The organism is Mesorhizobium kamtschaticum (assembly GCF_056174585.1).
The window spans coordinates 6,721,631-6,745,917 of the sequence record NZ_CM149691.1; the positions used below are offsets into that span (position 1 = coordinate 6,721,631).

Here is a 24,287-nt window from a genome sequence, read left to right on the forward strand (position 1 = left end):
ACAGGGTCATGTCATATAGCCCTTTTCGCGGCGTACCCGGCCTTCCCCAAGGCGCGCGCGCCACCACGCGATGGTTCGCTCCAGGCCATCGCGCAAGCTGGTCTGTGCCCGCCATCCAGTCTCATTTTCAAAGCGCGAGGAATCCGCGAGCAACGCTCGGACCTCCGAGTTTTGCGGCCGCAAGCGGCTTTCGTCGCGATGGACCGGCTTTTTGGAGCCGCTCAGTTCGAGCACAAGATCCAACACATCAGAGATCGTCACGGCACGCTGGCTGCCGGCATTGTAGGCGCGGCCGAACTCGAGCCCGGCCAAACCTGCCGTCAAGAATGCCGCCGCAGTGTCCTCGACAAAAGTGAGGTCACGGATCGGGCTGGTGTCCCCAACCATGATCGCCTGGCAATTCGAATCGAGGGCCTGGCGTATGATTGTCGGCACGATTGCCCGCTCACTCTGGCGCGGGCCGTAGGTATTGAAGGGCCTCATGATGACGACGGGGATATCGAACGACCTGGCGTAGGACTCTGCCATCATATCGGCGCCGATCTTGGATGCCGAATATGGCGACTGTCCTTGCAGCGGGTGGGTTTCACCGATGGGCATGGTCAGCGCGGTGCCATACACCTCGCTCGTTGAGGTGTGCACAACGCGCTCGGTCTCCCATTGGCGCGCCGCTTCGAGCACATTCACGGTGCCCAGTATGTTGGTCTCTACATAGGATTGAGCAGCCGCATATGAATACGGAATGGCGATCAGCGCTGCCAGGTGAAACACGACCGCCTGGCCACGCACGATCCGGTTGAGGAACGCGCTGTCGCGAACGTCGCCGCGGACGAGCTTCAGCCGGCTTCGAACGGCGTCCGGCAAGTCATCCAGCCAACCGTGACTGTCGAATGAGTTGTAAAGGGCCAGTGCCGTGACATCTGCCCCGTTGCGGACCAGCGCCTCGGTAAGATGCGACCCGATGAATCCATCCGCGCCGGTGACCAGGACTTTCTTGCCGTTGTAGGCCATGACTAAGCCTCCCCCTTAACCTGAAGCACTGACCTCCTGGATCCAACAGCGCCCGAGCATGTCAAGGCTTCTCAAATGCCGACCGGCGACCTAGCCGGGCAGAGGATTGCCAGAAAGCCGCGCATCATCCAGGCGATGTCGGAGCCGATCGTCCGCTTCGGATAGTAGGAGAGATCGATCCTCGCCTTGGCCGGAAACAAGATCTCCCGGTAAAACTGCAGCGGATCCACGCATTGCGGATAGAGGCAGGCCTCGTGCCGGAAGAGGGTCTGAGAGGGACCGAGCAGGCCCGGTTTGTATTGCAGCAAGGACTCGAAGCCCCCAAGGAAACAATCCGCGAAAGCAAGGCTTTCCGGTCGTGGCCCGACAATTGCCATTTCGCCTTTCAGGACATTCCAGAGTTGCGGCAACTCGTCGAACTTCGCAGCCGCGAGAAGCCGGCCTATTGGCGTCATGCGAGAGTCACCGGCGACAGTCAGCGGAAGACCATGCGTGCTGCAGCGGACAGCGAACTTTCGGAACTTGTATATGCGGAAGGACCGGCCGCCTGCGCCCAGACGGGTCTGGACAAACAAGACAGGCCAGCCGCTTTCGAGCATAAGGGCCACGGCGATCAGCAGCATCAGCGGAGCCAGAACCACCGCTGCTGTCATTGCCAGGACGAGATCAATCGCTCGTCTCGCAAGCCCGTGGGGCGGGTTTGGAGCGAAGTGCCGATGCAGGGATAAATCCGAAGCATTCATGCCGCTGCTCCCGCTTGCACGCAATTGCTCAGCGCGTTTGCCAGAGCGGCCACAACCGCTTCGACCACCGGCGAGGTGATCTGGGGATGAAGTGGAATTGTCAGTTCGCGCTGGGCGAATTCGTCTGTCACCGGCAGTTGGGTCCCTGGAAATCGCTCGCGATAGAGCGTCATCCGGTGGACCGGAGGATAGTGGATCGTGGTTTGTATCCCCTCGTTCCGCAAGTGGTCGACAACGTCTTGCCGGTTGGCGAAGCGCGGCAGAAGGATCGGCATGATATGGTAAGCGGATGTCCGCGGTTCGCTGAACGGGACTGCCACCGCCGGGCAATAATCTGCGATGAGGCGCCGGTACAGGACAACCAGGATACGCCTGATCTCATTCCACTCCTGCAGATTCTGCAATTGCACCAGCCCAATTGCCGCCCTCAACTCGTCCATACGGTAGTTGAAGCCAAGCATGGTGACGTCATACTGCGGCGTGCGGCTGTTCAATCGCTGATGGGTGCCGGTGGTCATCCCGTGCCCGCGAGCCCGGCGGATCCTGTCGCGCAGGTCGGGATCCCTGGCGATCACAGCCCCACCCTCGGCCGTTGTCATGTTCTTATTGCCGTAAAAGCTGAAGGCGGCGGCGGCGCCAAACGTCCCGGCTTGCTTCAAGCCTGGAGCATGCGCAGCGTCCTCTATGATGTGCAGCCCGTGGGCGCGGGCGAACCTCTGCCATTGTTCCCGGTCGGCAAGGTAGCCTGCGAAGTGCACGAGAATTACAGCCTTGGTGCGCGACGTGCAGCGTGCTTCCGCCTCAACAATCGACATCAACGGCACGTCGGCTGACTCGATGTCGACAAAGACGGGAGTCGCGCCGACGTAAAGCACCGCGTTCGCGGTCGCAACGAAGGTCATGGACGGAACCAGCACTTCGTCGCCGGGTCCTATTCCGAGTGCATGCAGAATAAGATGAAGCGCTGCGGTGCAAGAACTGACCGCGACGCAGTCCTCAGCCCCATGCATGCCGGCAAAGGCCTCTTCGAAGGCCCGTACCCGGTCGCCCATGGTCAGCCAGCCGCTATCAATCACCTTCGATAGAGCTGCCTTCTCCGGCACGCCCAGGATCGGGGCACTTACCAAGAGCATCGTGACCTCCCTGGCTGCCGTTAGCGGCCTCGCGACATCCGGTTTTTCATGCTGCCGCAGCGGCGACTTCGATTGAAGCCGACTGCTCTTCCCACGCTATCGCTTGTGCGTTCTGGAAGTCGTCGACGCGACCGATGTCGAGCCAAAGACCGTCATGTTTAAACACGTGCACGGTCGTGCCGCCCTGCATCATCTGCAGCATCAGGTCGTCGAACCCGAATGGTACACCCGAGGGAATGAACTGCAGAACGGTCGGGTCCATGCAGTAAATTCCCATGCTGACAAGATGAGAAAGCGTCGGCTTCTCACGGAAGAGTTGTACGGCATTGTTCACTTCGTCAATGACACCGAAGTCCATCTTGATCACGCGGCATGCCGTCGCGATCGTCACCGGATCCTTATGCAGCCGGTGAGCAGCTATAAATCGGCTGAGGCTTAGGTCGGTAAGGACATCGCCGTTGAGCACGAGAATGTTTCGGTCAGTTCATCCCTGATCAGAGAGAGCGGTCCGATGGTGCCGAGCGGTTCCATTTCCTGCGTGTATTTGATCCTCATGTTCCATTGCGAGCCATCGCCGCAGACGCTGCGGATCAGGTGCCCGAGATATCCGGTCGTGATATAGACGTCGTCGATGCCGTTGCGACGCAGCCACTTCAGGAGCAACTCAAGAACGGGCCGGGCACCGATGGGCATGAGTGGCTTTGGCAAGACCGATGTGAAGGGCCGAAGGCGTGTCCCCATTCCACCGCATTGAATCACCGCTTTCATCCAAGCCTCCCAAGGTCATTGAGCCCGAGCATCATCATCACCAGCCAACTGCCGGATGAGTGCTCGAAGGGTCGCCCCTTAGCCCAATCCGAACACTGCATCGTGAATGGTATGGCCACTCTGAAGTGGTGTCGTCGTGCATTCGAATGGCAACGTTCCGACGCGTTTCTGGTCTAGATAGCCGCGAAGGATCGAGGACAAACCTAAGCGATCGGGGCCTGACTATGAGACCAATGGAATCCGCGTGAGTTTTGCAATGAAAAGGCAGAGATCCACCAGGCGTAGGAACTGGCCTGTGGCAGGTGCCGACACAAAAAGCCTGTGCAGCACACCGAGCCCGGAATCCGGCTCGATATCGTCCGGCAGGCACCTCACGCGTCAGGCTCACAAAAAGAGAGAAGCTTTTCGCTAAATTGGATTATATTAGAAATACGCGATGTTGCGGATGGGACGCCGTGAACCTCGCGGGGGATGTCACGACAAGTGGTTGGCCACGATTCTAAGCTCATCACAGTTCCGCGCATCTCAGGGTAACAGAGCCTCTGCGAACTGGTTCGGGTTTGCTCGCGGGGCGAAGAGTGAGCGTTGGGGTAGTTCAATGTATCGGATCGTCATCGCCGACGATCACGGCCTGTATCGTTACGGATTGCGACTGGCACTGACGGCAGGTATTCCGGGCGTCGAAATATTCGACGCTGCGTGTTTCGACGCCGTGGTCAGTCTTCTGGAACAGCAGGCTTCGATCGATCTCGCCATACTGGACCTGAATATGCCGGGCCTGTTCGATCAGGGAGTGCTCGGCGACGTACTATCTGCCTATCCTGATACGCGCTTCGCGATTGTTTCCGGCGATGATTCACGCGCGGAGATTCTGAAGGCACTTTCGATCGGGCTTCACGGCTACATCGTAAAGTCGCAAAAGGACGAGGAAGTCGTGCTGGCTGTAAAGGAGATCCTCGCCGGTCGCATCTATGTTCCAGCACTTCTGTCGCGAACGTCTGCCGGACAAGGACCGCACGTACCTTCGCCTTCTCAGAGATACCAGGGGCAACGGCGCGTGGGCGCCGGCAATTTCAGCAGGTTGACATCGAGACAGAAGGAGGTCCTGAAGCTGATGGCGGAAGGGTACTCGAACAAGGAGATTGCTCGCAATTTGGACATTGCCGAAGCGACAACGAAGATCCACGCTGCGGCCGTTTTGCGCGAGCTTGGGGTGCGAAACCGGACTGAAGCCGCCGTTTTGCTACAAACCTGGCACGCGAAAAACGTGGGTTAGAATTCGATTTCCTTCCGCGATAGCCGTAGCGAATATCGCAGTCCGTGCTCAGATACTTCCAGTTTTGGGGAATGGCCGACAAGCGGCGTACCGTCCAGGCCGATTATCATGGAACCGAAACCGTGACGCACGACGCTTGTGATCGTCCGCCGCCCCGATTCCACCCAATCGAACGCGAGATCCTCAGCCGCGTCGCCGGATGCGAACTCCCACTTTACTTCAATCCGGCCGTGTGAATCCCCCAGCGCGCCATATTTCACGGAATTGGTCGTCAGTTCGTGAAGAACCATGGCAAGGCTCTCGGCGGCGCCGGCCGGCAACATCACGGAAGGGCCTGCGATTGTTATGTCCCGCGTCTCCGCAAAGGGTTGCAACTCCCGGGCAACAAGATCATGGAGCATCCCTGATGAGTTGGTGTGGCGTGAAAGCAGCAAATGCGTCGCTTCCAGCGCTCGAATCCGATCGATCAGCATCTCTTTGTATTTTGCAACATTGTTCTCGGGAACATTGATCATCTTCACCAGCGCCGTGATTACAGAGAACAAGTTGCCGAACCGATGGCGTTGTTCGAGCATGATGCGCTCGCGTTTCTTTGCAGCGGCTCGCAGAAGCGTGGTCTGTCGACGCTCGGTCAGATCGGCGGCCACTCCGACGCGCAACAGGCGGTCGCCATGTTTTTCCTGACGCCCGCGCAGGGCAACCCAGCGTATATGACCGTCTGTCCGCCGTACACGAATTTCTGTATCGTAATTCAATACCGATGACGGCCTTATCGAGGCTGCCAGCTTCGGCCAATCCGCCGGATGGACCACGGTCGAAAGCTCGTCCAAGGGGCGCATTGGAGTTGGAGACAGGCCGAGAATATCCCAGAACTTGCCCGAGCCCGTGACTGTCCCGTCCTTGACATCGATTCGCCATGTACCCAGGCGTCCGGCAGACAGGGCTAGATCAAGCCATTCCTTCTGAGCCCGAAGCGCCTCGCGCGCCGTTCTTCGCTCCGAAATATCGTCGACCACCACGAACACGCTCTCCGAGAGAACTCCGTGGGGCCGGGACGAAGACAAGGTCAGCCGAGTCCAGAGTGCCGTACCGTCCTTTCTTAGCAGCCGGACCTCCGATCCAAACGAAGTCGCGTCATTGTCGAGACCTTCCAACAGCTGCTGCACGGAATCTTGATCGTCCGGGTGAACGAGTGCCTTGAGCGGCAATTGGGCAAGTTCCTTTTCCTTGTAGCCTGTCATCTCACAAAGGCGCCTGTTGGATTGCAACACCTCGCCCTTCTTGTTGGTGTTTGCGAAACCCATCGCAGCACGCTCGAAGGCCCAACGGTAGCGGCTCTCGGTCGCCTCGACGGCAGCGAGCCTTTGCTCTGCGACCTCGAGCGCCTCACGCAAGTCTTGTCGCAGGCGGTGGAACACCGAGGCGATTACGCCACCCGAGACCAGGAGTAGGATGACGCGCGTCCAGTCTTCAGATGAGATTTGCGCGTTCAAGACGCTTCGCGCCCATAGGCCGGCAACCGCCATCGCAAGCGTCGCGGCTATCGCGGCCGCGCGGCCTTCAAGGTATACAATGATAATAATGGCGGGAATACATGCAATAAAATCCCCACCCTGGCCAATATGTACCGAATTTGTTGTTTCGAATATTATCGAAACTGTGAGCACCACTATGGAAGCCACATGGGCCAACGGTGTGCCCGACACGTTCGAATTCAGCCAACGTAGATACGAACCCATGCGTCAGACTACAACCTTCTGACTAGATCGTCGAGACTAGACGCAAATGGGCTACCTAGTACCACTGCCGGATTGCCAGGCCTTAGCCGGCGAATAGAATCAGGTTGGATGGACTTATCAGAAATACATGTTTCATCGAATGCGACGGCTCAAAACCCGCTGCAAATCCGTACAGTCATGTCTAAATTCAAGATGTATGAATAAACTCTATCAATAAATCTGGAGAAACAAATAGTAATTTTTGAGGGTTACTCCTCGTGGAAGACGACTAGGTTGGGCAACTAGGTTGGGGTTGAAAAATGAACGTGATTGACAGGCGCAACGATACGTTTGCGGGCGGACAATACATTGTGCTGAAGGATGGGTATGGCCAACAAGCACACACAACGCAATCTCTAAATACTTCGGATCGGTCGAACGCTCGGGTTGACGGGTTGACGCGGCGCGGTTGGGAATCCATCACCGGCATGCTTGACCGCATCGGCTGCGGTTATCTGGTACTGAACCGCGAAAAGAGAGTGATCGAGTGGAACGCGGCCGCCCAAAAAACGCTTGAGCGCCCAGGCGAAGCGGCCAACATGGCCAGCGAACTTTCGGCCGCGCTAAGGCGGCTGGTTGCGAATGTTCCGGCCCATTTCCTGCCGGGGTCGCTCTCTTGGGTGGTGATCTGCAGCAGGGACGACAGGCCGGTGATCCTGAATGAAACGGGCCTCATCGCAGCCGACGGAACGTGTATCGTCGCATTGCTCGATCGCAAGAACAGATCGGCGGTAAATCCCGGGACACTGCAGAGGATGTTCGGCCTGACGAGTGCGGAAACGCATCTTGCGTTGCGCCTGGCTCACGGCGATGCCCCTTTGGATATCGCCCGCAGCTGGCGCCTCAGCCGCACGACGATCCGCTCCCAGCTTGCATCGCTGTTCGCCAAGACCGAGACGAAGCGCCAGGCGGAACTGGTGGCTCTTTTGGGGCGCATTTCTGTCTTGCCGTAGGGGCTACGATCTGTCCAATCGCTGAACCGTGGCATCCGCCTGCGATGATCACGTTCGGAGCCTGCCCTATTTGCTCAAAGCCGCCGCCAAATCTCGGCCTTGGCGGCACGGATGACGTCAGCCAGTGGCTGCCCGGCATCCACGCTCAACACGGCGGAGTTTCGAAAGGACAGTTTGCTGCAGCGCTGACGTCCGCCTTCGGATGACGAGAGGATTCACGTCCGGCTCACGCGTCATGATGACTTCGGGCGTCGTCTGCAATTTGATCACGAGATCCGGCGGCAGACGCCGGGCAAGCGCGTATGACCTAGCCTCGAACCGTCGAAGCCAGACCCGGATATGTGCCAGTCGGGGTAACAAGGGTGTATCGTTGAATCCAGGATCTGATCCTGGGGAAATCCGTCGACGACGACCACCATTCCTCGATCGCTCCACGACGCGCGGCCACCAGCCTCATCGACTTCTCCACGGCGACAACAGTGTCCGTCGTCAGGGAATTTGAGAGCACTACAAGGCGCTAAAGTATCCGCCAAACCTCTTGTTTCACCGCGCGAATAACTTCTGCCAGAGGCTGTTGGGCGTCGATGGAAACCACGTGCGCTCCCGAGAACGCCAATCGCGGAATCGCCTCGATACGGTTCGTTATCACAGCAGGATCCATGTCTGGCTCGCGCTTCGCGCAAATCTCTGGCGGGACAATCAGCTTGATGACGAGATCTGGTGGAAGGCGATGGGCAAGAGAATAGGCTGTTGCCTCGAACCGACGTAGCCATCGCGGCACCCCAGTCAGACGTGACATCAGCGGACCTTCGTTGAAACCATCGATCTCATTCTGCGGGTATCGATCGGTAATGACCACCAGCCCCCGATTGGCTCCGCGATGCGCCGCCGACAGTTTGATGCGCTTCTCGATAGCAACGGCTGTGGCCCAGACCATCAGGAGCATACTGTAGAGCGGGCCTGGAGGCCGATCTGAGATCTTGCCGTGCGATGCGCCTTTGGGCTTGGTCCTAACCAAGAGGGTGATCAAGGGTACCATCAGCTTGAACGGCCATAGTACGAAGGACGGCCTTCCGGCTCCGGTGCCGAAGTAGATTGGCACGACATCAATCTCCTCGCTAAGCCATTCCCGAATTGTCGCGACGACGGTGGACTTCCCGCTGCCATCAACGCCGACCACAGCCACCACGTGGCCGCCACCCGGCGCACGACGGCTCCACGGGCGGGGTGCCCAGAGAAAACGCTTGTTCAAGCTGCCACCAACCCAATGGACGGCGCGCCCCAGGCTCCGCAGCCCCGCCTCAAATGCGTTGTAGGTGCGATGAGGATGGAAATGCCTTTTGATGCGCCTCCGGAGGCGTCGCTGATCTTCCAGCGTCGGTTTGCCATAGATGGCGGCGACAATCATCTCTGCCATATCATCACCCAACAACTCAGCGGCTCGGCTGCCGAGCGTCGAGCGATCATCGCGGGCGGCAAGTTCCATCCGATCGAGCGCGAACTTGCGCGTTTCAGCCCGCCAGTTGCGGAGCATAACAGGATCTGACCGCCTCAATTCAAGGCAACTGCGTACGATCAACAGCAATGCCTCGTCCACCGGATCCAACACACGGATCGGCAGCATTGGATGAACGATAGTCCGCGCCAAAATTGCTTCTTGCCATGGTAGACAGTAGTTCTTGAGGAGGCTGTTGCCCGCGACCAATCGGAAGTGCAAATGAAGATGAACGAGTCGGCTGCTCGGTTCGTCATAACCTAGAAAGCTCAAGATCGAGGGATGGTCACGGAACGCTACGCAAGGAAAAAGTTTGAGGCCCCGCTCAAGGAGAATTGCTTGGGCGCGGTGCAGATCCTGTTTCGCGACAAGTAGATCGAGATCTCCATCGCCCGCTAAGCCTCGATAGACCCTTTTGCTGCTTTTCCAGGAACAATAGGAAATTTTCTGCCGATGAAAGTCATTCAAGACCATCAGTATCAGAGGCAGGATCGCGTTCTCCGCGCCCGAGCGGCCGATCACATCTGCTTTGTGTAGAGCGTCATGTTTCATCTTTCGGCCCCTTCCGCCTGGACAATTGCGCGGTTTTGAAAACGTCTTATTCCTCATCCTTTGGACTAACGATGAAAGTATTGCGATTGTGGCTTCGATTGGCCGCTATCTGCTCCGTCCGTCCCCGACGAGAACTCGCCCACATCACCGTAGCGATATCGAGCGTGTCTCTTGAGATCGACCTGTGTCGCGATGGCCATCGCAAGATCGCTATGCTCCTTGTTGAGACCGCCGGACTTATGAAGCAGATCCAACGCATTCTGAGCCACCTCGCGTCTTGTGCTTCCCCATTTCACGACCAGAAGCAATCTGTCGGCAATCGAAGGAAGCAACCGAGCCTCCACAGCACCAAGGACAGACGGACCATCAATAATCACATAATCGTAACGCTCGCGAAGCTGACGGATGAGGTCCGCCATCTGTTCGGTGGCGGTCAAGGGATCGAGGCGGTAACCGGGCATCGGGAGATAGTCGAACCCAGCCTCCGCGATATGCCGGATGAGCTCCTCCGGCGGTCGGTTTTGCAGGGACAAATCGACGATTCGTCTGTCGTTGAACTCGCCAACTCGCGAGCCTTTCCGAAAATCGAGACCTACTAAGAGCACGCTACGTCCAAGAAAGCTGATGTAGGTCGCGAGGCTCTGGGCGAACCTGGTTTTCCCTTCCCCAGGAATGCTGGAGCTGATCAAAACCACCTTCGCGTTACCGGGCTTTGCCATCCGCAGCGTCGCGACCACCGACCATAATGCGCTCGCGTAAGGGGAAAACGGCTTTGCTCGGAGATATTTGCCAAGATGAGATAGGTGTCTGCGGGGGATCCGCGGTACAAGGCCGATGCACGAGAGACCAAGCGCATCGTCAATTTCGCGCTCGCTTCGCAGGCCTCTATCCAGCCGTTCCAGAGTGAGAGCCAGCAAACTCGCGCAGATCAAAGAGGCGATCAAGGCAGGGAGCACGAACAGGATCGGATTCGGAGAGCTCGGCCGGGACGGCGGAGACGCAAGCGAGAGGATAGCTGCTTCTGGATCTACCAGCTCGTCTCGTTCACGGATATCCTTCTGTCGTTGTATAAGACTTCTCGTAAAGCTGCGCGCTGGTGGCCGCCCAACGCTCCAGTTCTTGCGGGTCTGGAGCAGCCTCTTGTGCCTCGCTGCCGACGATCCGGTTTGCACCGGACTGCAGTTGGCTTGCCTGGAGGGCCGCGTTAGCCTGCTCGATCTCGCCCTTGACAACCGAAATGCGTTCTTCGAGCCGAGCTATTTCGTTGGTGCTGTAGGCCCGCTGCTGCTCGATGCCGTTCTGGACGTAGAGCTCGACGGTCCGGTTGACGATTTCGGCAGCCTTCTCAGGGCTCGTCCACTCGAAGCTGACGTCGATGACACGTGAGCGGTGGTCCTGCAGGACCTGTAGGCGGCGCTGGAGATCGTCGAATGTGAGCCCTGTTCCGTCTCTTTTGTGCCCGGTAAGCGCCCCAATCCAGACATCCAGCCGCCGCTTGAGTTCTTTCAAGCTCAGTGGCCCGGCTTCGGCCGTGCTTGGCACGGCGGGAGCTTGCGCGGTGGCAGCCGAGTTCGCTTCGGGTTCGGATGTCGCTCCTCGGAAGCCTGTCTCTTTCCGCAGGCTGTCAAGGACGCTATGCAAGTGAACGGGAGAGGCCAGCATCGTCAACTGAGTGTCTACGGCCTGCTGGACCGCTTCAGGGCTGAGGGGAGTGGCAGCCCGAACAAGGACTTGCGCGGTTGCGGTATATTTGGGTGTGATGAGTAGACCGGCGACACCGGCCAGTATCGTTCCTAACGCCGCGACCGTGAGAATAGGTTTGATCCTCCGACGCAGGATCCCGATCACCTGCTGGAAACCCGGTTCGGGAACTGTCGTGGCGTGATTGTCTGGCCGCTCGTTCTCGAAATCAGGTTCAAATGGCATGGGGTCGGTGGTGGGACTGCGCGCCTTGGTGGTCCGGCGCCTGACCTTGGAGGACCATGTCTCGCCGCCCGTGCTATCCATCAAATGCATCCGTACCTCCATGCCAGCGGTCCGTCTCCGCAATTAGCTCGACCTGACGCGCAGTTTGCTCGTGCCATATCCGATCCGGAGCGGAGAACGCGGAAGAATGCCGCTCAGCGCTTTGCCTCCGGCGACGGACCGCACTCGATCCGTTGGCCTAGGCTCCGCGACCAGGCAGAGTGCGATCACAAACCAAAAGACCGGATGCCTGAGGACGAAGGTAGCGATCGAGTATATGCAGAGACCGCAGAGCAGGGACGGAAGCCCCGCTTGCCCGGTCCGGTAGGCGAACCAGAAAGCCGTTGCCACGATCCAGATGAAGCTCAAAACGATGATCAGCCCGCCTTGGGTGAAAAGATCGAGAAATGTGTTGTGCGCCTCGAAGTTCGGCGCAAGGGTGAGTTTGGGGTGTTCGACAAAGTCGGGCTGTTCTGTCTCCAAGTTCCTCTGGGACACGATGGAATGGGGTATTTCGAGGTGCGGCCCAGGGCCCAAACCCAGCATCCCCGATCCGACGCCCCGCCGGATCGCCTGCCCCCATAGCTCAAATCGCAGCGAGGTCTTCTCCTCCGTTTGCTCCGGATTTTCCCGTTCCATCGAATTGGCGAGGCCCTGAGCCTCGACCGCAATCGAGTAAGCCAGCGGGACCACCGAAACTACGATCAGCGGTAAAGCCAGCACGATCATCCAGGCGAACGCGGAGCGGAAACTGACCCGCGGTGCACGTGAGACAAGCCAAGTTCGGAATTTGAATGCAATGAAGATCGGGCCCGTGGCAACAAGAATGAGACTGAATGAATCGCTGCCCGTAAGCAGGCCCGTGTAGACGGGGACGATAGCACAGGCGAGGGCGGCAATCCTCGTGCCGAGCCGGGTGGCGGTTTCGGCGAGATGAAGCGACAGAATTCCAAGCACCATACAAAGCACGGCAAGCTGATGAGGGTTCGATGACCAGCCACGGACTTGATCCCACCACCAAGGATCGACCGACGGGATATCGAACAGTCCCCAGGCGTCAGCGAGCTGCGCGGCGACAACCGGGGTGCCGAGCGCGCACAGAAGCCAGCTGACGCGACGCAAGTGGGGTCCGGCATGGGGCCCGATCAGGCTCAGGCAGCTTACGGCGGCCAAAAGAGGATAGGCCATAACATCATGTATGAACCACTCGGGATCGTGCCGATCGCCGATGAGTGCTGCTGTCAGCGTGCCGAGGCTTTGCGCAATGGCAAAAAACGACCAAAAGATAAGTAGTCGCGAAAGAGCCGGCGTAAGGGACGAGCCAAGGCGAGTCGCCTCGCGGCCGAGTATGAGAACTATCCAGATAACAAGACAAATTTCGCCCGGTCCCACCGGAAAGCCCGCGAGCCGCAATTGCGAAGCAGGTGTCAGCAGCAGCCCGAGCGCGAACAAGACGTCCGGTATCATCGGCACACCTCCCAATCCAGAGGTTCGTGCTTCAGCCGGCGGTTGAGAGCAGCGATCTGCAACCTCATTGTGGATCGCCGGGCAGCGGACGATGTCCCAAACCGCTTGTCAGTCTTCCCCGTTAGGCGGCCTCCAAGCCCATAGCCTACGGGGCACGTTTCTCGGTTGCGCCGCACTCGAGCGGTCACCATTTGAGTATCCCCGAGCGATCCAATCTAAAATTTATCGAGCTTTCATTGCGGCGCGAGAACACCGCCTGCAAATCCGGCGAACTGCCGAGCGCCGTATCTGCATTCTGCGATCCCCAGCTATAGGCGTAGTCGAACACGTGTGTTGGTATGAGCGCGTCCCAACGGGCCAGAATTTGCTCCAGCTGACTGACAGTCGGCAGAGTATACTGACCGCCGCCGTCATCGACCCAGTTGCCGCCGCCAAAGGTTTGATAGACCGGGACCATACTGTCGCGTGGCACGCCCGAGGACTCCGCCGCAGCGATATAGAGGTCGATCTCGTTGTAATCACAACCCTTCAACTCCGTTCGGCAGGGATAAGGGTCGATACCGAACAGGTCTACGTGTGAGTTGGTGGGGTTATAGGTGCCTGTGAACGACGGCTTCCTGGACGAAGTCGTGGTCATAAGGAGGATGAATGTTTTTGCGCCGGGCACGTTGGCATGAATCCAGTCGGACTCGACCTTCAGATTGTCAGCTGTGCAGCGACGGCGCAGCAGTCCCGTTGGATCTGGGTCATCCATCAGATAGAAGCCGAACAGTTTGACGTTGCCGATGTACGGCCGGACGGTGTTGAGGAACGTGGTATCGACGCCGTTGCACTGGCCAACCCACACGAGGCCCCTGACGCCGTCCGGCAAAGAGTTGAGCTGAGTGACGCTATTGACGTCCGCCAGATTAAACCCAACGGCGCCGGGAAGATAATTCCCGTTCGAGTTGAAGTTGCCATTGGAAGCGAAGTGCAACGTGGTTCTAGGCTCTGCGCGCGCTGGCACATCAAACACAAGGCTTTGCAGGAGCAATGTACTCGCGGCCAGTTGAGCTGCTCCCGCAGACCGCAGGAGGTGCACGGCCTGTGCACTCATCCCTATGGCGAACCGCATGTGTGACCTCTTTGCTCGCGCGCGTTTTTGTCATCCTTGAACCGAGTCCCGCCCGAGCGATCAATGAGGTCCCTGTAGAGAGCGGCCTGACAAGCGACAACGTTTTCGAGGGAGAATTCCTTCCTTACGCGCACGGCCGCGCGACCGGCCATGATTCGCCCATTCTCTCGATTGCCGAGCAGGTCGAGAATTTTTGCAGCCAACATGCGGGTGCTCCGGGCGGAACCAGGTAGCCATTCCATCCGTCGCAAATGACCTCGGCGCAACCGGGCATGGTGGTGGTCACGATCGGCACACCGGCGAGTGCCGCCTCGAGAAGCACCCGTGGCACGCCTTCCCGATACTCGGTCGGAAACGCGAATACATTCGCGAGCGCGAGCAGTGATGGGATGTCCGATCTCGGTCCTATCGCCTTCACGTAGGGCGCATGCCGCTCGATCTCCGCTTGCGTCACCGCAAGCGGCCCTTCGGATTCACGCGGCCCGACAAGCAGGAAGCGTACATCGGGACGCACTTCGTGCACCTTAGCTGCCGCTTTGAGCAGCGCCGGAATACCTTTCTGCCGGGTCATCCGCGTCACGGTGATCACGACTTCGGCGTCGCCGAGCCCAAGCTCCTTGCGAAGCTGGGTTGGCGAAGGCCCTGACGTCAATGCTCGATCGAATCCATCGACATCGACGCCAGCGCCAGGTATCAGCACGGGTTTCTTCCCTGCCATTCCGTGGCGCTCGAAGAATGCAAGATCGTCACCAATTTCGAAAACCGTGGCCGCGGCAGTGCGAGCCGCAATTTTGTGGAGCGCGCGATAGACTGGACGCAACGTCAAGGCCGTGGGAGATCGCGACGAATAGAGGAAAGCCCGTCCGTTGATCGTGCGAATGACCAATACGCCAGGAGTGCTTCGCGCAGCCAAAGGAAGGAACACGGATGGTTTGGTGTCGAAGCTCTGTGCGAGATCGGGCTGCACCTCGACAAGGATCTTCGAAATGCTCCTGACCGCGGCCCAATCGGCCAGCGGACTGACGAAACGGTCGAAATGGAAGCGCCGATAGTTGATGCCTGCTTGCGCAAACGGGGCGGGTTCGCCTGTTCCAGCCGCGGTTACGCGAAAGCCGTGATTGCGCAGGGCGGACATGGCCGGAATACGAAGATGATGGTCTTCGCCTCCGATATAGAGCAGATGGGGCTGCAGGGGGCCGCGTCCCTCCATAGGCGTCCCATTTGGATCGTCACGAAGGAGGTGAGGCCCCTGCCTACGATCGCCATACGGCCGGCTCATGCTATGTACATTCGACATCTGCCCACCTCCTAGGAACGGCGCATCGAGGTGTTCGCGCGGCAGTGACAACGGTCCGATCGTACCGAGCGGCTCCAGCTCCTGCGTGTAGTTGATCCGCATGTTCCACTGATTCCCATCGCCACAAACGCTGCGAATGAGGTGGCCAAGATATCCGGTCGTGATGTAAACTTCTCTGATGCCATTGCGCCGGAGCCCATTTGAGCACGAGCTCGAGGACGGGCCGCGCTCCGATCGGCATCAGCGGTTTTTGGCAAATGGATGTATGCGGACGTAAGCGCGTTCCCTTCCCGCCGCATTGAATGACAGCTTTCATGTTATCCTTCGTGTTGCTAGAGCTCGCAATCGTTGAAGTATCGTGTCGTGATCGCGTCAGCCCGATTCCGGCGATCACGGGCGGGCTGTAGCGGATTTGAAAAACTAAACACAAAGCTTCCCGAGCGTCTTCGTGCGTTTGTAGGAGATGATTTGCCCCAGCATGGCTTCGATGCATCCTTCTTCAAGCCAGCCAATTTCACCCGACCGCCATCGGTGATGAAACTATCTCGCTGGTAGGAAGACGGAAGACGTTCCCTTCAGCTTGGCCAGATTCTTGCTCGCATTGGATGCAGTGATGAACTTTTCGACGCAAAGATTGGCGACCAGTTCAGCCCTCGCCTTGATGGCGGAGGTCTTCGCCATTTCCGACGCTGTTCGTGCGGTGGCCCAACCGCCGGCAGTGAAGCCGACTATCATCGTCAGCACAGCAGCGCACACTACTGACCAAAACCAGAGTGTCTTAGAAGGCTGGTATTCGTCGAAGCGTTGCGACGGTGTTGATTGTTTGTCATAGGTTCCTCCTTTTCAAATACGCGCTTCGTTTCAGGTTGATTTCCTCCGTCGGGTCACAACGGCCGGAAGCGACCCGACCGTTCGAGAGTCGGAGATTCGGGCTCATATTGCGGAACGAGGCTAGGCTGATGACCGGTGGATATCATTGCATCGAACCCCACGAATTGGGGCAGCTGCTATCCCCAGCGAGCTCTGAGCTGTCCCGGCCTCAAAGCCAAGGCAGCAAAGGCCAGACCGGGCAAGATGTTCAATCGCTTGCGGATATAGATTGCCATCGCCGAGTTCCAGACGACCAAAGCGAGCACGACGCCCGCCGCCGCACCGATCGTGCCGTCCAGTTCCATGCCGACCGCACAGGCCACGATGTTGGCCATGGCGCCGGCAACCATCGTCGTCGCAGCGGCCCATTCGTGTCCGGTCATCGTCAGAAGATTGAGCTGGGGCCCACAGAGCGCGGTGCAGACGTAACCCATGATGAGGATCCGCGCGATCAGTGCTCCCGCCGCAAAATCCTCACCGAACCAGCGCAACAGCGGTTCGGTGACCAGCAGCAATGGAACAGCGATCGCAAGCGCCCCACCGGAACTTAGAACGGCAGCGCGCGAAAACAGCCGTTGCAACGCTTCGTGATCCTTGCGGGCATGAAGATCCGCAGCTGTTGGCGAGAACATCGTGCTGACAGCGACGCTGGAAAGGCCCACGAGCAGCGCCACGTTCAGACCCAGGGCAAAAATACCAGCCTCGCGGACCTGGCCGGTCGAGCCCAGAAGCACGACCCCAGTGCGGCTGATGAACACGTCGAGCCCGGTGACAAGCATGGTCGGGGGGACGGCCGACCACCATTGGCGCTCAGTGTAGGTCGCCTGAGTGTCTCGCAGGCCGGCCGGCCATAGTCTCATTGCTGTGACGAACACGAGCCCGACCGTGACGGCCGAGCTTGCAACGATTGCCATCATCGCGAACGGTGCATCAAGGGTCCACCAGCCCGAAAACGCCGCGCCGCCCAGTAAAGCCAACAGAAGTCCATCGCGCGCAACGCGCTCGGGCAAAAGAGCCGACACCACGCCTCCAAAGGCACGAACCAGGGTAGCGCCAAGGGCGTAGGCCGTGATCAGCGGCACAGCCGCCATACCGAGGAGCATTGTCGTCTGAAGCTCCTGGTGAAGGTGGTTCGAAGGCAGAAAGACGATGAACGCTGCTCCGGCCAACCCCGCCAGCGTCGCCGTCGACAGCGACCACCACAACGCGAAGGTGATTACCCCCCGAGCCAGGTCCAAACGCCCGGCGGCCTTGTATGCCGGCACGAAGCGAAGAAGCGAAATGTTGAAGCCGAGCATCGAGAGCGAGGCGAGAACTGTGCTCCATGCCAGAGAGTAGGAGTAGATGCCGTAGCTTGTGGCACCGACCAGGCGCGCGATCCCGAACTGTGCCATGCTGGTGAGCCCGGCACCCCCGATGTAGACCAGAAGGGCGAAGATGCTTGCATGAACGAGGCGTCGGCCAACGTCGTGACGCCGAGTGGGCATCGCGATGGAGGCGGTACCCGCGGCTGCGACAGACAGCGGGTCGGCGACCCCCTCGGCCGCTTGATACTGGAGCGGATCCCCTTCGGAGCGGTCGTTCATGCTTCGCTCTTTCCACGCTTGCGCATGGCCGGCAATTCGTTTTGCCTTCGCCGCCTTTTGATGACGGGGGCCCCGACTGGGGATAGCCGCGCCAGGATTTCCTCTTCCACCCGACGGAGGCCGCTGAAGGTTGATTGTTGGTCGATCGGTTGAATCGACACGATGTTTCGGTGCGCTTTCGAGAGAACATCGCCAATATCGTCGAATACGCCAAAGGAGTTCATGTTGCCTGCGACGTCCACCTCAAAGAGTCGCTCCGCGGCCGGCTCGCTCATCATCCTTGCACGCAGCCGTGCTTCCACGACATCGCGCGGCACGACCATTCGAACCACGAGATCGGCCTGGGGGGCGAAATGAAGCGCCTGGGCGATTGACCTGTCGTCCGCGGCGCCATTGAACATCGCTAGCGACCCGACCGCCTGAACAAAACCCTGATCAAATATTGCTATATCAGTCGATTTGCTCGCCTGCTTCCAGCAACGCGATAACCGTATAATATATTGCCATACCCGGACACGCCATATAATACCTTCTGGCGGCATAATCTTTACCAAACTATTGCTTACTTTTAACTCATATCCATCTCTAAATGACGATGTCACTATCGCCACTATTGAAATTAAAGCCGAATAAATTCTATAACTTATCGAAAGTAACCCGAAAAAACTCCACCCCCCACCTCTACTGCGAGGCTGATAGCAGAGGATTACTTTGGCCATGTATCCTCTGTCGCGCAAGCGGCCGGCAAGCGCATGCGCGAGGGTCGTCTTACCGGATCCCGGTGGTCCGAAAAATTCAATGATCATGCCAATTTCAAATCCCGAGGCCGAGTTTTCTTTGCTTGGTGCAGTCACAAATGGTCATCGATCTGTGAGCGCAGAGCGCTCCATTCCCCACTGCCACTGCCAAAGCTATCGAACCTAAATCGGCGATGGGGAATGCCATGCGGTAAAAGGCGGCGCCATCGTCACTGGAGACCGCGGTGACCCGTAAGCCTCTTTCGCGCAGCGCTGTCAGGAACGGGATCTCAACGGATGATCCTCGCCCCCCACGCAGACTAGGTGCGGGCTCATCCTGCCACTCCCGAGTGCGCGCGGTGCCTCGATCGCGCGAAGTGGCTGGCGTCTGGATTTGCTGTCATGGCCGGTCTGATCGCTTCCGTGCGAATAACACCCGCCACGCTAGGGGCATGCTTGCCCACTGTCCTCGTCCGTTTGAATGAAGCAGAGAGCGTTCCGACATGCAGCGATGCGCCGAGGTGGTTTTGGCGGCTACGCATCGGATCAAAGGGTAGCGCTACCGTGATTGCCCAGGTGCAGGGCAATCGGATCAACCAGCCGGTAGCGCCGAATTTGCACCGCATTCGGGGACGACGGAACCGCGGCGGCAGGCACTGACCGTCGCCCCAAAAGGCTGGCTCCAGCCATGCGCCGAGCAGGCCCATGACTTCCTGCCGGCGGCTATTCGCTTCGCTGATCACCTATTCTGACCGGGCGATATCGGTATTTGACTTGTCGCTACTATAACCTTCGCGTAGGCAGACGCAGGGGGCTTGCCGAATCAGACGAAGGAAATCGGATGACAACGCTCCATTACGCATCAGGTTCAGGCGGATTGGGCACGAACATTGCGACGGCCGGATTCAATCTGGCTGATGTTCAGTCCGTCGATCAGCTCAACGCGCTGCCGGCCGGAATGCAGGGCCTGGTCTTCCTGAACGATGTCAATGGAGCAACATCCAGCTTTATCCAACAGGTCACCCCCTACATTGGTAATCCAAAGCTGTTTGGCTTCTACCTCGTTGACGAGCCGGATCCCACCGGCAAGTGGGGCACCTACGCTTCCGCCGCGAATCTGATGGCGGAATCCGACTGGATTCATAACAATGTGCCTGGCGCGAAGACCTTCATCACCATGATGAATATGGGGGCTTCCGCGAGCCCGGACTTCACGAACACCTACAATCCCGCCAACACACATATCGACTACTACGGACTGGATCCCTACCCGGTGCGCACGGGAACAACCACGATCGATTACAACATGATCGACAGAACCGTGGCTGCGGCAGTAGCCTCGGGCATCCCGGTCAGCCAGATTGTTCCAGTCTATCAGACATTTGGGGGTGGCACCTGGACCACCGACACTGGTGGCCAATATGTGATGCCCACTGCGTCCCAGGAACAGACCATGATGGACCACTGGGCCTCGCTGGATCCGTCACCTGCCTTCGATTATGCCTATGCTTGGGGTTCCCAGCAAGGCGACACGGCGCTTGGAAGCGATCCGGCACTGCAGGCCTTTTTCCTTCAGCACAATAGCCTGAACACCACCCCGCCTCCGCCCAGCCCCCCACCTCCGTCGCCAACCAGCGGTACTTTCTATGGCACCCCCGGCGCGGACGTTCTTCAGGGAACCACCGGCGCCGACACGCTGATCGGCGGCGCCGGCAACGACACCTACTATGTCAACAATACCGGCGACAGGGTGATGGAGGCGATCGGCGGCGGCACGGACAAGGTGCTTGCCTCGGTGAGCTATGCTCTCTTGCCTGGCTCGGAGATCGAGCTTCTCGCTACCGCGAACCGATCCGGCACCGCGCCAATCAACCTGACCGGCAACGGATTCGCCCAGACCATTCAAGGCAATGCTGGCGCCAACGTCATCAACGGTGGCGGCGGGGCCGACACGCTGACTGGTTATGGAGGCAAGGACGTCTTCGTTTTCAACACCGCGCTCGGTGCCGGCAATGTCGACAAGATCACGGACTTCAGCGTCACCGAAGACAAGATCCAGATCGATCACACCGTGTTTAAGGGGCTCCAGCCAGGTGCGCTGCCAACGGGGGCATTCCACATTGGCTCGGCTGCGCACACCAGCAGCCAACACATCATCTACAACAGTTCGACCGGAGCGCTTTCATTCGATAGCGACGGGGTTGGTGGCGCACATCAGATCCAGTTCGCCAGCCTTTCTCCGCACCTATCGCTAACTGCATCGTCATTCCTTGTGACCTGAGCCCTTTCGGCGAAACGCCTGGGTCCTGAGATGGATCGGGCCAGACGTTTCTCGAGCATTGCGGTGTTATGAACGCTCACAGCACGGATCGCCAGCAGACGCAACGCTCGGGTTCGACTTCTGCCTGCGGCCGCCTAGTCTTGAGCGACGAGCGGAGTTGGCGGCTGATCAGGCGTCCGCACAAGCACTGATGCCGAACACGCGCATGAATAGTGCATTTTGCGGGAGGCCCACGCTCAAGTCGCCGTCGCTGTCGATTTTCACGAGTCACCATATGTGTGTCAGCGCTCGTTGGGGAAAGGCCGTAGCGGTCTCCGGCCACATCGTACAATAGATTGCGTGAGCGACTGCCTCGTCAGGCACTCGACTTGATCAGCTGCCCTTACGTCGAACGCGCCCCGGTTTGCACGAGGCCAAAGAAATCAGCGACTTAGGCTACCGAAGAGTTCAGTTGATGATGTAGGGCCGATGGTGAATGAGATGAACCGCAAATAGTTGTTTTTTCTGCGAAAAACTACGCCGGAGCGCTGCAGACTACGCTAACCCTCACTCCCACTCGATTGTTTTTAGCCCAGCTAGGTCATTGATCTAGATGGGTTTTTCTTGGCTACCGTTCGAAAAGCCGACGCGCGGGCCGTCAAAAAGTTACGCTATTGATTTAAAAGAGAAAATCGCCGCAAAAAAAATTTTGAGGTTTCACCAACTATCGAGCTCAATCGGACGATTTTCGCGCGTCGTAACGTCCGACAGCGTAAAATAATCTAGCTCAAAAGTACCGTCAAGCAAGCGGGTGTTTAGCCCTCGAAAACGATATCGCCGCCCCCGTTGTCGACCGCCGCCGCAATTTAGCGCTCGGACCAAGATCGTCGCTTCTCCCGAAACGCAAATCCAACTACTATCAATTATGAGTTCATCGTTTGCCAGGAGGCGATGTCGTGACGCACTCGACCACTGGTCATGCTATTACTGCGGAGCGCATTGAACGAGCGCTCGACCGCGTTGCGGAGATCATCGTTGCGCGTGGTGACCAAGGCGAGACATTGCTTCCGCAATACGACCACCTGGAACGAGCGATGCGGGATCTTCAGGCGAAGGAAGAACGCCTCGTCGCGGTACGCGAGCGGGTCAAACGAGCGCAGGGTTGAGCGAAAGCACGATCTTCGTAAGTTATTCTGGCTACATCGCAATGTCAGACACTGCCATTTTCGGGCAGTTGCATCACGGGGCTCCGGCAAGTGCCTAAGCTCTCCGTGCAGCAAGCATCCTGCAGACTGTGACAATCCCTTGAGCTTGTTCATTTGAGTTCGCCAACGGGCCATGCGAAGTGCTTCCCCTATTACCGTTGGCTGGGATCGACACTCCCCACAAGACTTTGTTTTTGCTTCATTTTTCTGTTGTTGATCCCGATTTGTAGCACAATAGGTATCACAATTTGTGGCACATTTTTCCGCAACGTCTCGGGCATGCGTTCGTGAAATTTCAATGGCTGCACCGCGCTTTGCCCGCTTAGGGGGCGACGGCGGGGGAGTACCTCCCCGCCGCGTTGGCTCATTTCGCCGAGAGGGCCTCAGCCGCCTTCTCGATGATCTTGGCCACGGCCTTGGGCTGCGACACGTAGACCGCGTGACTTGCAGCGACCTCGGTGATTTGCGACTTGGCGCGATCCGCCATCAATTTCTGGACACGCGGCGGGATCATCTTGTCGTCGGTGGTCAACAGGTACCAGGACGGCTTTGCCCGCCAGGCCGGATCGCTCACCTTGCCGCTCGCGCCTTCAAGACCGAATGGCACCTGCGAGGCGTACATAAACGCGGCGAGTTGGTTGCTGACATCGCCGGCGAAAGACGTGTGGAACTTCGCCTTGTCGAGGAACAGGAAGCCGTCCACCGGCGGCAAGATCGGCGGCACCGGGTCTGCTTTCTCAGGGTTGGCCAGCATCTCGATGATCGACTGACCCTTGTCCGGAGCAAAGGCCGCGATGTAGACGAGGCCCGCAACGTTGGCGTCCGTGCCGGCTTCGCTGATAACGGCACCGCCATAGCTGTGGCCGACCAACACGACCTTGCCACCCATGGCATCGATCGCACGGCGGGTGACGAGCGCGTCTTCTTTGAGAGATACGGTCGGGTTCTGGACGACGCTTACGGTGTAGCCATCCTTGGTCAGGATGTCGTAGACGCCTTTCCATCCCGAACCGTCGACGAAGCCGCCGTGCACAAGCACGATGTTCTTGACGCCGGCGGGGGACTTAGCCAGAGCCGGTTGCGCGAAAGCCGTGCCCATGCCGATGAGGATGGCAGCGGCGGTGAGTGCGATCTTGGTCATTTCAAGTACTCCTGGGTTCAAGGTTGGGTTGATGGTTTCCGTGGTTTCAGACGCTGCCTTGCGGCTGTCTCTGTGTTGCAGGAGAACTATGCGGCATACCGGAAGGGCGCGCTTTCAGCCGACCTTCAGGACCCCTTGATTTTAGCTTGAGATCGCTTTGATTTTAAGTCTCAGCGGCGGTTTTGTCTGTTAGCCATTGCCTCGGCTTCGCTTGGCGCGAGGTGACGGGCGCGTGCACGAACGCTGCCTACTGGATGCTGACCCTGGCAAATGTCGCCGACCCATCCTTCGTATTCCCTCGTATGGTCAGGCGAACCTAAGGACCAGGAAGAGGACTGGTTTTCCATGCACGCAGTGTCTCTTTCATCCCACAAAAAGGGGCGACGAATCCGTGTTGACCATACGAGTCCGGCTGGTTTGGGACCTGGCCACCGTCAGCCCGCTGGAGAACTGGATCGGCGAGGGCGAGAAGCGCATCTAGTTCCTGTTCGAGACGCTCCGCGGCAGCAATGTGTGACCCGCAGCACCTGTTTGTTTGACTGGCTGACTTGAGTTTTCCTATCGCTCTCAAACAAGGCAAAGCCGTCATTGCAGACAGCGGGTCGAGCGCCATCAGCCGCGCGGCCGAGCCTTTGATTCCTCAATCGTGACCCGCGAGAGCAAGGTCACTGCGCTGGCCTGGAGCTGGTACCTGGTAGCCACCGAAGATCACGTGATCCCGCCGCCGGCACAGCGCCAGATGGCCAGCCGCGCCAAGGCAAAGACCGTGGAAAATGCCCGGCAGCCATGCCCGTCTACGTCTGCAAACCCAAGGCTGTCGCCGATCTCATCGAGCAGGCCGCCACCGCCAAGAACCGGCGGCAGAGCTGGGGAACCGCGCTTTCCACCTAACTCGCGTGTCCGAGCGCCGGTGTTTACCTGGCTGGCAGGACAACC

General features: G+C 58.6%; 19 protein-coding genes and 1 pseudogene. 5 read left to right on the top strand and 15 right to left on the bottom strand.

What is annotated here, in order from left to right; genetic code table 11:
* Positions 1-6: 6 nt before the first annotated feature.
* The 4 genes and pseudogenes from AC0V7N_RS33215 to AC0V7N_RS33230 form a co-directional block, all read right to left on the bottom strand.
* Complete coding sequence (locus AC0V7N_RS33215) at positions 7-1,011, bottom strand: SDR family NAD(P)-dependent oxidoreductase (protein WP_496627561.1); 1,005 nt, start codon at positions 1,009-1,011, stop codon at positions 7-9.
* A gap of 71 nt (positions 1,012-1,082) precedes the next feature.
* Positions 1,083-1,754, bottom strand: coding sequence for a sugar transferase (locus AC0V7N_RS33220; RefSeq protein ID WP_475452436.1), 672 nt, complete (start codon positions 1,752-1,754; stop codon positions 1,083-1,085).
* Positions 1,751-2,887, bottom strand: coding sequence for a DegT/DnrJ/EryC1/StrS family aminotransferase (locus AC0V7N_RS33225; RefSeq protein ID WP_475452437.1), 1,137 nt, complete (start codon positions 2,885-2,887; stop codon positions 1,751-1,753). The genes AC0V7N_RS33220 and AC0V7N_RS33225 overlap by 4 nt, the downstream gene beginning before the upstream one ends.
* A 46-nt stretch (positions 2,888-2,933) precedes the next feature.
* Positions 2,934-3,655 (bottom strand): annotated as a pseudogene (locus tag AC0V7N_RS33230) (nucleotidyltransferase family protein).
* Between the two features lie 598 nt (positions 3,656-4,253).
* Between AC0V7N_RS33230 and AC0V7N_RS33235 the strand changes: the two are divergent.
* The gene (locus AC0V7N_RS33235) at positions 4,254-4,931 is read left to right on the top strand and encodes a LuxR C-terminal-related transcriptional regulator (protein WP_475452439.1); all 678 of its coding nucleotides are present in this window, start codon (positions 4,254-4,256) and stop codon (positions 4,929-4,931) included.
* On the opposite strand, the gene AC0V7N_RS33240 is transcribed toward AC0V7N_RS33235, so the two are convergent.
* Positions 4,928-6,670, bottom strand: coding sequence for a PAS domain S-box protein (locus AC0V7N_RS33240; protein WP_496627562.1), 1,743 nt, complete (start codon positions 6,668-6,670; stop codon positions 4,928-4,930). The genes AC0V7N_RS33235 and AC0V7N_RS33240 overlap by 4 nt on opposite strands.
* A gap of 299 nt (positions 6,671-6,969) precedes the next feature.
* Between AC0V7N_RS33240 and AC0V7N_RS33245 the strand changes: the two genes are divergently transcribed.
* Entirely contained in the window at positions 6,970-7,662 is a 693-nt protein-coding gene (locus AC0V7N_RS33245; RefSeq protein WP_496627563.1) for a helix-turn-helix transcriptional regulator, read from the top strand.
* Between the two features lie 517 nt (positions 7,663-8,179).
* Here AC0V7N_RS33245 and AC0V7N_RS33250 read toward each other — a convergent pair.
* The 7 genes from AC0V7N_RS33250 to AC0V7N_RS33280 form a co-directional block, all read right to left on the bottom strand.
* Entirely contained in the window at positions 8,180-9,709 is a 1,530-nt protein-coding gene (locus tag AC0V7N_RS33250; RefSeq protein WP_475452442.1) for a hypothetical protein, read from the bottom strand.
* Between the two features lie 65 nt (positions 9,710-9,774).
* Entirely contained in the window at positions 9,775-10,665 is an 891-nt protein-coding gene (locus AC0V7N_RS33255; RefSeq protein WP_496627564.1) for a tyrosine-protein kinase family protein, read from the bottom strand.
* Between the two features lie 88 nt (positions 10,666-10,753).
* Positions 10,754-11,725, bottom strand: coding sequence for a Wzz/FepE/Etk N-terminal domain-containing protein (locus AC0V7N_RS33260; RefSeq protein WP_496627565.1), 972 nt, complete (start codon positions 11,723-11,725; stop codon positions 10,754-10,756).
* A gap of 33 nt (positions 11,726-11,758) precedes the next feature.
* A complete protein-coding gene (locus AC0V7N_RS33265) occupies positions 11,759-13,141 on the bottom strand; it encodes an O-antigen ligase family protein (protein WP_475452444.1) in 1,383 nt (460 codons plus the stop codon).
* 184 nt (positions 13,142-13,325) lie between these two features.
* The gene (locus tag AC0V7N_RS33270; protein WP_475452445.1) at positions 13,326-14,255 is read right to left on the bottom strand and encodes a hypothetical protein; all 930 of its coding nucleotides are present in this window, start codon (positions 14,253-14,255) and stop codon (positions 13,326-13,328) included.
* A 124-nt stretch (positions 14,256-14,379) separates the two neighbouring features.
* Positions 14,380-15,654, bottom strand: a complete 1,275-nt coding sequence (locus AC0V7N_RS33275; RefSeq protein WP_496627566.1) for a glycosyltransferase — start codon at positions 15,652-15,654, stop codon at positions 14,380-14,382.
* Positions 15,536-16,045 carry a nucleotidyltransferase family protein gene (locus AC0V7N_RS33280; protein WP_475452447.1) on the bottom strand — a complete coding sequence of 170 codons (510 nt, stop codon included), beginning with the start codon at positions 16,043-16,045 and terminating at the stop codon, positions 15,536-15,538. The genes AC0V7N_RS33275 and AC0V7N_RS33280 overlap by 119 nt, the downstream gene beginning before the upstream one ends.
* A gap of 120 nt (positions 16,046-16,165) precedes the next feature.
* On the opposite strand from AC0V7N_RS33280, the gene AC0V7N_RS33285 reads away from it, so the two are divergent.
* Positions 16,166-16,384 (top strand): hypothetical protein, encoded by a 219-nt coding sequence (locus AC0V7N_RS33285; protein WP_475452448.1) that lies wholly within the window; start codon positions 16,166-16,168, stop codon positions 16,382-16,384.
* Between the two features lie 175 nt (positions 16,385-16,559).
* Here AC0V7N_RS33285 and AC0V7N_RS33290 read toward each other — a convergent pair whose 3' ends face one another.
* The gene (locus tag AC0V7N_RS33290; protein ID WP_496627567.1) at positions 16,560-18,008 is read right to left on the bottom strand and encodes a lipopolysaccharide biosynthesis protein; all 1,449 of its coding nucleotides are present in this window, start codon (positions 18,006-18,008) and stop codon (positions 16,560-16,562) included.
* Positions 18,005-18,409 (bottom strand): hypothetical protein, encoded by a 405-nt coding sequence (locus AC0V7N_RS33295; protein WP_475452451.1) that lies wholly within the window; start codon positions 18,407-18,409, stop codon positions 18,005-18,007. Before AC0V7N_RS33295 ends, AC0V7N_RS33290 begins: the two co-directional genes overlap by 4 nt.
* A gap of 1,177 nt (positions 18,410-19,586) precedes the next feature.
* Here AC0V7N_RS33295 and AC0V7N_RS33300 point away from each other — a divergent pair.
* Positions 19,587-21,026, top strand: a complete 1,440-nt coding sequence (locus tag AC0V7N_RS33300) for a calcium-binding protein (RefSeq protein ID WP_475452452.1) — start codon at positions 19,587-19,589, stop codon at positions 21,024-21,026.
* Between the two features lie 935 nt (positions 21,027-21,961).
* Positions 21,962-22,171, top strand: a complete 210-nt coding sequence (locus AC0V7N_RS33305; protein WP_475452453.1) for a hypothetical protein — start codon at positions 21,962-21,964, stop codon at positions 22,169-22,171.
* Positions 22,172-22,574: 403 nt separating this feature from the next.
* On the opposite strand, the gene AC0V7N_RS33310 is transcribed toward AC0V7N_RS33305, so the two are convergent.
* The gene (locus tag AC0V7N_RS33310; protein ID WP_475460614.1) at positions 22,575-23,309 is read right to left on the bottom strand and encodes an alpha/beta hydrolase; all 735 of its coding nucleotides are present in this window, start codon (positions 23,307-23,309) and stop codon (positions 22,575-22,577) included.
* Positions 23,310-24,287: the final 978 nt, after the last annotated feature.